Here is a 7,642-nt window from a genome sequence, read left to right on the forward strand (position 1 = left end):
CGCATCGGGTGACACCAAACGCTATCTGTTCAAACAGAACGGCCTGCATATCGAGATATTGGTCGATCCCGCGCACCCCATTGGTGCGACCGACGAACTGCATATCGCCGATGTCATCCTTGAAGCTGCGCTGACCACGATTATCGATCTGGAAGACTCGGTTGCTGCCGTGGACGCGCAGGACAAGGTTGCGGCCTATACCAACTGGCTTGGCCTGATGCGTGGTGATCTGGTCGCGTCGTTTGACAAAGGCGGGCGGACCATGACCCGCGCGCTTGAGGCGGACCGCAATTATGACGGCCTCACTCTTGCGGGCCGCAGCCTGATGTTTGTGCGCAATGTCGGGCATCTGATGACCAATCCGGCGGTGCTGTTGCCCGATGGCAGCGAAGCGCCCGAAGGCATTCTCGACGCGTTGTTCACCTCTTTATGCGCACTGCACGACCTGAAAGCTCTTGGCACGCATCGCAACAGCCGCGCAGGTTCAATCTACATCGTAAAGCCCAAAATGCACGGCCCCGAAGAAGCCGCGCTGACCAACGCATTGTTCGATGCGGTCGAAGATGTGCTTGGCCTCGCAAGCCACACCATCAAGGTCGGCGTGATGGACGAAGAACGCCGCACGTCCGCTAACCTCGCCGCGTGCATTCACGCGGTGAAAGACCGGATCGTCTTCATCAACACCGGCTTTCTTGATCGCACCGGCGACGAAATGCATACCGCGATGCAGGCTGGCCCCATGATCCGCAAGGCGGAGATGAAAGCGAGCAGCTGGATCCAAGCCTATGAGGCGCGCAACGTCCAAATCGGCCTTGCCTGTGGTCTTTCGGGTAAGGCGCAAATCGGCAAAGGCATGTGGGCCGCGCCTGATATGATGGCCGACATGATGGTGCAGAAAATCGGGCACCCCAAGGCGGGTGCCAACACCGCATGGGTCCCCTCACCCACCGCAGCAACGCTGCACGCGATGCATTATCACCAGTTTGACGTCTTTGCGCGGCAGGCTGAATTGGCACAAGAACCGACGCCGGGCCTTGATCCCTTGCTGACCATTCCCGTTGCGCCGGTCGGCCATAATTGGTCCGATGAAGAGGTCACGCAAGAGCTTGAGAATAACGCGCAAGGCATCCTTGGCTATGTCGTCCGCTGGATTGACCAAGGTGTCGGCTGTTCAAAGGTCCCCGACATTCACGACATCGGCCTGATGGAAGACCGCGCCACATTGCGTATTTCGTCGCAGCATATTGCCAACTGGCTGCTCCACGGCATTGCGACCGAGGCGCAGGTGGACGCCGCGCTCACCAAGATGGCGGCGAAGGTCGACGCGCAAAATGCCAGCGATCCGCTTTACGAAAAGCTCACATCGGGCAGCATCGCATTGAAGGCCGCCCGTGCGCTCATCTTCGAAGGCGTGGCGCAGCCCAATGGCTATACCGAACCATTGCTGCACAAATTCCGGCAGGAGAAGAAAGCAGCGGCCTAACGCGGCGCCGCTTTTTCCAGCTGCTCCGCTTTCCAGTCCATCGCCCGGCGGACGCGGTTTTCGACCGACGGGTGCGAGTAGAATATCACTTCTTGCAACGCCGATGGCCGCGGGTAGCGATATTCGGCGGTCTTCACCAACGCGCCTGCAAGCGCATCGGGCAAATTCGCCGTCCGAAGCGAATAAGCATCGGCTTCGCTCTCGCCGACACGTGTCACGCTGTTGACCACCGGCTGCGCAAACAGGCCCAGAACCGAGACGATCAGCAACAATATCGGCAATCCTTCGGGGTCGCCGATGGTCGCTTTGCTGCCAAATAAGGCCGCGACCCGGTTGAACAATCGGTCGGCCAGAAAAAAGCCAAGCATCGCAATGAACACAATGGCGAACACCATCCGCCAGACATGGCCAAGAACATAATGCCCAATCTCATGCCCCGTTACGGCCTTCACCTCGTCCAATGACGCCTGCTTGAGCGCAACGTCGGAAATCGCAATCCGCGCCGAACCAAAAACGCCAGAGACATTGGCGGTGAAGTTGTTCGATTGACGTGAGCCATCAAACATCAGCACACGGTCATGCGGAATATTGGCTTCGTCCGCCATTTCAAGCAACGCCGTCCGCACTGGTCCCGCTGGAACTGGCTTATATTCGTTGAACATCGGTTCAATCACCACAGGCGCGAGCAATATCGTCGCCGCCGCTGCAAAAGCCGCAAGGCCACCGGACCATATCCACCATGTTTTGCCCGCACGGCGAATGAGCGCATAGACGCCAAGGAAAAACAGCCCGCCCAATATGCTCGACAGCGCGATGCCAATGGCATTTTGCGCGAGAAAGTCAGACAATGGCTGGTCCGTCCGGCCATAGGATCGTTCAAAACCCCATTGCTCATAAATGCCCCATGGCAGGCTGATGACGGCCGAAATGACGAAAAACGCGACGCAAATTGTCCATGTGCGCAATGCCCAGCCGCGATTTTGCATTTTCGCCGACAGGCGGTCGAGCAGGCCCGAGCGTACAATAATCCACGTTACAATGGCGGTGACAACCAACCCCGCCAACAACATCCAATGCGTGGCGATGGTATAGCTTTCGGCCTTTTGCAGCGCCTCTGGCCCCAGGCTGTCAATATAACGCGCGGTCTCTGTCGCTGGATCAAATGCCATGTCTATTCCCCCCGATATGCTGTGTTAGCTATCTCACACAGCATGGACATGCAACCGCATCTTGCGGACGGGCGGCATATGGGGGTTTATGGCGTGGAGGCCGCCGTGGTTTAAACGCCCGCCAATTTACGCAACAGCGTCGATAAACCGCTCCGCATCCAATGCAGCCATACAGCCCGTGCCTGCGCTGGTGCATGCTTGGCGATAGATGTGGTCCATCACATCGCCGCAGGCAAATACGCCGGGGATGCTGGTTTCCGTTGCCTGACCTTCTGCACCGCCGCGCACCTTGATATAGCCGCCGGCCATATCGAGATGCCCTTCGAAAATGCCGGTATTTGGCTTGTGCCCGATGGCGATAAATACGCCGTGCAAGGTCACATCTTCGGTGCCACTGCCGTCGGTCGCGGCAATGCGCATGCCCGTGACACCCATCGCATCGCCCAGAACCTCATCCAATGTGTGGTTCCATTTGATGGTGATTTTGCCTTCGGCTTCGCGCGCGAACAGGCGGTCTTGCAAGATCTTCTCCGCCTTCAACTTGTCGCGGCGGTGGACCAAGGTCACATGGCTTGCGATATTGGCGAGGTACAGCGCCTCTTCGACCGCAGTGTTGCCGCCGCCGATGACGGCTACTGGCTTGTTACGGTAGAAAAACCCGTCGCAGGTTGCGCAGGCCGATACGCCCTTGCCCATGAACGCAGTTTCGCTGGGCAGGCCAAGATATTGCGCACTTGCCCCTGTGGCGATGATGACCGCGTCGGCGGTGTAATCACCCGCGCCGCCCGTCAGGACAAAGGGCCGCTTCGAAAAATCGACCTTTTCAATATAGTCATTTTCAATCCGCGTGCCGAAACGTTCGGCGTGCTTGCGCATCCGTTCCATCAACTCGGGGCCCATGACACCCGCGTCATCACCTGGCCAGTTGTCGACTTCGGTCGTGGTCATCAATTGCCCGCCGATTTCAACACCGGTAATCATCATGGGCGTCAGGTTGGCGCGCGCGGCATAGACCGCCGCGGTGTAACCGGCGGGACCGGAACCTATAATGATAACAGGGGCGTGGCGATTTTCGGTCATGGACGGTCTTTCTGATTCTGTTCGGTCCGGACATAAGCGCCGCCACCGCTTTGGCCAAGTGCGCCGCCCGACTTATCCCCATTAAATTAGCGCTTCACATTATGACGTCGGCAACTTATCAGGCGGGCCGAAACACGGGTTTAGGGAGCATTTTCATGGCTAAAATCACAGTAATTTCACGCGATGGCCAAGGCCGCGAAGTTGAGGCTGAAAATGGCCTGAGCCTGATGGAAGTCATCCGCGACAATGGCTTTGACGAATTGTTGGCATTGTGCGGCGGTTGCTGCTCGTGCGCGACCTGCCACATCCATGTCGATCCCGCTTTTGCCGATCGCCTGCCCAAGATGAGCGAAGACGAAAACGACTTGCTCGACAGCACCGACCACCGGAACGAAACCTCACGCCTGTCGTGTCAGGTTCCTGTAACCGATGCGCTTGACGGCCTAATCGTCACCATCGCGCCTGAGGATTGATTTAGAGCGACGTTAACGCCCCTCCCGCAGGCGGGAGGGGTTTGGGGAGGGCGACCCAGCTAAACCGCCGTAACAAGGCCAATCATCGCCCCTGTCATCGCAGAGGCGAGATTGCCTGCGACCCAGCTTTTCATACCCAATGACGCCGCTTCGGTGCGGCGTGCAGGGCATAAGGTGCCGATCGTCGACACGAGCAGTCCGATGCTCGCCAAGTTGGCAAATCCGCATAAGGCATAAGTGACAATCAGCTTGCTGCGCGGGCCCAAAGTGCCATCGGCCAATGCCGCCATATCGAGATAGGCGACATATTCATTCAATATCGCCTTGGTTCCCATCAACCCGCCTGCAGTTCCAGCCTCGTCCCACGGCACGCCGATTGCCCACATCAATGGCGCAAACAGCCAGCCGAACATCCGGCGCAGCGTCAACGCTGTCCCGTCGACCAAGGGCAACACGGTCAGCATCTGGTCAACCAAAGCAACCAGCGCAAACACCACGATGATGATACCGATAACCGCAAGGAACAGCTGAACCCCGTCCATCGTCCCCGTGATGACCGCGTCGATGCTGCTGTCATATTTCAAGCTGGTGTCATCAGGATCCATCTGGGTATCCCCCGCGCCCGGCACCATCAGCCGGGCGATCAGGATCGACGCGGGCAGCACAATCAAAGATGCCGAAATCATATGGCCGACAGCGTCAGGAATCGTTTTGGACAGCGTCTGTGCATAAAGGATCAGGATCGCGCCGGAAATTGTCGACATCGCCAGCACCATGACCATGAACAATTCGCTGCGGCTCATTTTCTCAAAATAGGCGCGGACGACCAGAGGCGCCTCAACGACGCCTAAGAAGATATTTGCGCCGGCGCTCAAGCCAACGACGCCGCTCACCCCCATCGTCTTTTGCATGGCCCAGCTTAACCCGCGCACGATGATCGACAGGACTTTCCAGTGCCACAATAATGCGGAAAGCGCAGAGAAAACGATGACCAAAGGCAATATCTGGAAGGCAATAATCAGCGGAGGGCTTGCGCCTTCCTTCAGCACGAACGGCAAATCCCCGCCGCCGGTATAGCCGAACATATAGCTTGAACCGACCAAGGTCGCCTTTTCGACCGCCATGACCGCATAATTGGCGAGCATGATGACGTCCCACACAAAGGGGACCCGCACGATCACCAATGCGATCAATATTTGCAGCAGCAACGCGCCACCGACCCAGCGCCAGCCCGGAAATGCCTTGCGCTGTTCGGAAAATCCCCACGCCATCAACAATATGACCGCGATCCCGATCAACCCCTGCAGTTGCGCGAGCATCGCCATTAGCCGCGCATTGCCTGGTCGAGCGACTCCTGAAGCACAGGATAGCCATGGCCGTCGGGGATGCAGAGCCAGTTTCCGTCTTCGCGCTTATCAATATAGGTCAGAACAGTGGAAACCGGATGCGCCGCCGCGTGCGCGGCAGCAGAGTCAAAGTCACCAAACATCGCCAGTCGTTCCAGATTGCGGCGCGTCGGGAAGATGATCTTCACCTCGCCCTTGTCGGCTTTCTCAAGAACGTCTGCCGCGCTGGCCCAAAACAGCGCACGGTTTTCGGTGTGGTCGACGGTCGCCAGCGGCGTGGTGTTGCCTGCGTTCACCAAATAAAAGCGCGTATCGAAAACCCGCGATGCCCGCTCAAACGCTGGCGGCCGCCAGCGTGACCATGGCACAAGCTGGTCGAAATCGGGTTCCCAGCCAAAGCGGTTGCATATGGCTTGCAGGCTTTCCCCATCATGCAACGCCGCGCGCGGGGCATCGCAATCGGCGGGGTCATCAACACCCTTTAGCCCAAGCGCAAGCCCAGCTTCCTCAATCGTCTCGCGGATCGCCGCCAGCCGCGCCGCTGCCTCATCCAACGGCAGAGGCCCGCCGAGCATTTCGGCATAATCGCAATCCGCCGGATCGACCTTCCCACCCGGGAAAACCGCCGCACCGCCCGCAAAAGCCATTGCCTTGATACGTTCGACCATCAGCAACAATGGTGCGCCGCCATCGGGGTTTTGGCGAAAAATCACCATAGTGGCGGCGGGGGTGGCGATGGGTTCGGATGCTGTGTCTAAAGTCATGCCCCACATGAGCATGGAATGCCCGGCGTTAGAAGTGGAAAGTTAATCCAGCGGTTAAACTGTATCATAACATTACGGGGCCCCCTTCGCCCGCGCGTGATATGCGCATGCAAGATGAGGTAAAAACCTGCCTTGAATTTGGTTAATCTTCGGCCCATTCCGGGATGAGACTCGCGCACTTGCGCTTTTAGAACAAATCTGGAACAAGCTACTTCATGTCACTCACCCATATTAAGGTGCGCGGTGCGCGCGAGCATAATCTCAAGGGCGTCGATATCGACCTTCCACGCGATAAGCTGATCGTCATCACCGGGCTTTCCGGTTCGGGCAAATCCAGCCTCGCGTTCGACACCATCTATGCCGAGGGGCAGCGGCGTTATGTCGAATCGCTGTCGGCTTATGCGCGCCAGTTTCTGGAAATGATGCAAAAGCCCGATGTCGAGCATATTGAGGGCCTGTCGCCCGCGATCTCCATTGAGCAGAAGACGACGTCGCGCAACCCGCGCTCGACCGTCGCCACCGTGACCGAGATTTACGATTATATGCGGCTGTTATGGGCGCGCGTCGGCGTGCCGTATTCGCCCGCGACGGGCCTGCCGATTACCGCGCAAACGGTCAGCCAGATGGTCGACCGCGTGATGGCCTTGCCAGAGGGCACGCGCGCGTTCCTGCTTGCCCCCGTGGTGCAAGGCCGCAAGGGCGAATATCGCAAGGAACTCGCCGAGTGGCAGCGTTCGGGCTACACCCGCGTGCGCATCGACGGCGAAATGTACGCCATCGAAGACGCGCCCGCGCTCGACAAGAAATATAAGCATGACATTGAGGTCGTGGTGGACCGTATCGTCGTCAAGGACGGCATCCAGCAGCGTTTGGCCGAAAGTTTTGAAGCAGCGTTGAAGCTTGCGGATGGCTTGGCCTTTGTGGATTTGGCCGACACCACGGTGGCGGAATTGCAGACGGGCAATGCCGACAGCGTGCCTAGCGCCTTTGGCGAAGCGCGCGCGACTTTTTCTCCCCTCCCGCAGGCGGGAGGGGGGCTCGCCAGCTCTGTCTCCCAGACAGAGCGAAAGGGCGAGCCGGGTGGGCCGTCCGCGACCTCGGAAGGGCCCTCCCCTAACCCCTCCCGCCTGCGGGAGGGGAACATGAAAAATGTCGGCCTGCCCGCAAACCGCATTGTGTTTTCCGAGAAATTCGCCTGCCCTGTCAGCGGCTTCACCATCGCCGAAATCGCGCCGCGTCTGTTCTCGTTCAACGCCCCGCAAGGCGCGTGTCCCGATTGCGATGGCCTTGGCGAGCGGCAGGAGTTTGACCCGCAACTGGTGGTGCC

General features: G+C 58.6%; 6 protein-coding genes and 1 pseudogene. 3 read left to right on the forward strand and 4 right to left on the reverse strand.

Annotated features, from left to right (window positions below; all coding sequences use genetic code 11):
- The coding region (locus tag ACIQ5B_RS09370; protein WP_397598783.1) for a malate synthase G at positions 1 to 1,483 on the forward strand (1,483 nt) is incomplete at its 5' end.
- Here the strand turns inward: ACIQ5B_RS09370 and ACIQ5B_RS09375 are convergent.
- Positions 1,480 to 2,652 (reverse strand): M48 family metallopeptidase, encoded by a 1,173-nt coding sequence (locus ACIQ5B_RS09375; protein WP_397598784.1) that lies wholly within the window; start codon positions 2,650 to 2,652, stop codon positions 1,480 to 1,482. The genes ACIQ5B_RS09370 and ACIQ5B_RS09375 overlap by 4 nt on opposite strands.
- 126 nt (positions 2,653 to 2,778) lie before the next feature.
- Entirely contained in the window at positions 2,779 to 3,732 is a 954-nt protein-coding gene (gene trxB / locus ACIQ5B_RS09380; RefSeq protein ID WP_397598785.1) for a thioredoxin-disulfide reductase, read from the reverse strand.
- 155 nt (positions 3,733 to 3,887) lie between these two features.
- On the opposite strand from trxB, the gene ACIQ5B_RS09385 reads away from it, so the two are divergent.
- Entirely contained in the window at positions 3,888 to 4,205 is a 318-nt protein-coding gene (locus ACIQ5B_RS09385; protein ID WP_183941786.1) for a 2Fe-2S iron-sulfur cluster-binding protein, read from the forward strand.
- Positions 4,206 to 4,264: 59 nt separating this feature from the next.
- On the opposite strand, the gene ACIQ5B_RS09390 is transcribed toward ACIQ5B_RS09385, so the two are convergent.
- The gene (locus tag ACIQ5B_RS09390) at positions 4,265 to 5,530 is read right to left on the reverse strand and encodes a NupC/NupG family nucleoside CNT transporter (protein WP_397598786.1); all 1,266 of its coding nucleotides are present in this window, start codon (positions 5,528 to 5,530) and stop codon (positions 4,265 to 4,267) included.
- Positions 5,530 to 6,315, reverse strand: a complete 786-nt coding sequence (locus ACIQ5B_RS09395) for an NUDIX hydrolase (protein WP_397598787.1) — start codon at positions 6,313 to 6,315, stop codon at positions 5,530 to 5,532. Before ACIQ5B_RS09395 ends, ACIQ5B_RS09390 begins: the two co-directional genes overlap by 1 nt.
- A gap of 215 nt (positions 6,316 to 6,530) precedes the next feature.
- Here ACIQ5B_RS09395 and ACIQ5B_RS09400 point away from each other — a divergent pair.
- Positions 6,531 to 7,642: pseudogene (locus tag ACIQ5B_RS09400) on the forward strand (excinuclease ABC subunit A); the annotation flags it as partial.

This window comes from Sphingorhabdus sp. (assembly GCF_044374345.1).
Classification (GTDB): domain Bacteria; phylum Pseudomonadota; class Alphaproteobacteria; order Sphingomonadales; family Sphingomonadaceae; genus Sphingorhabdus_B.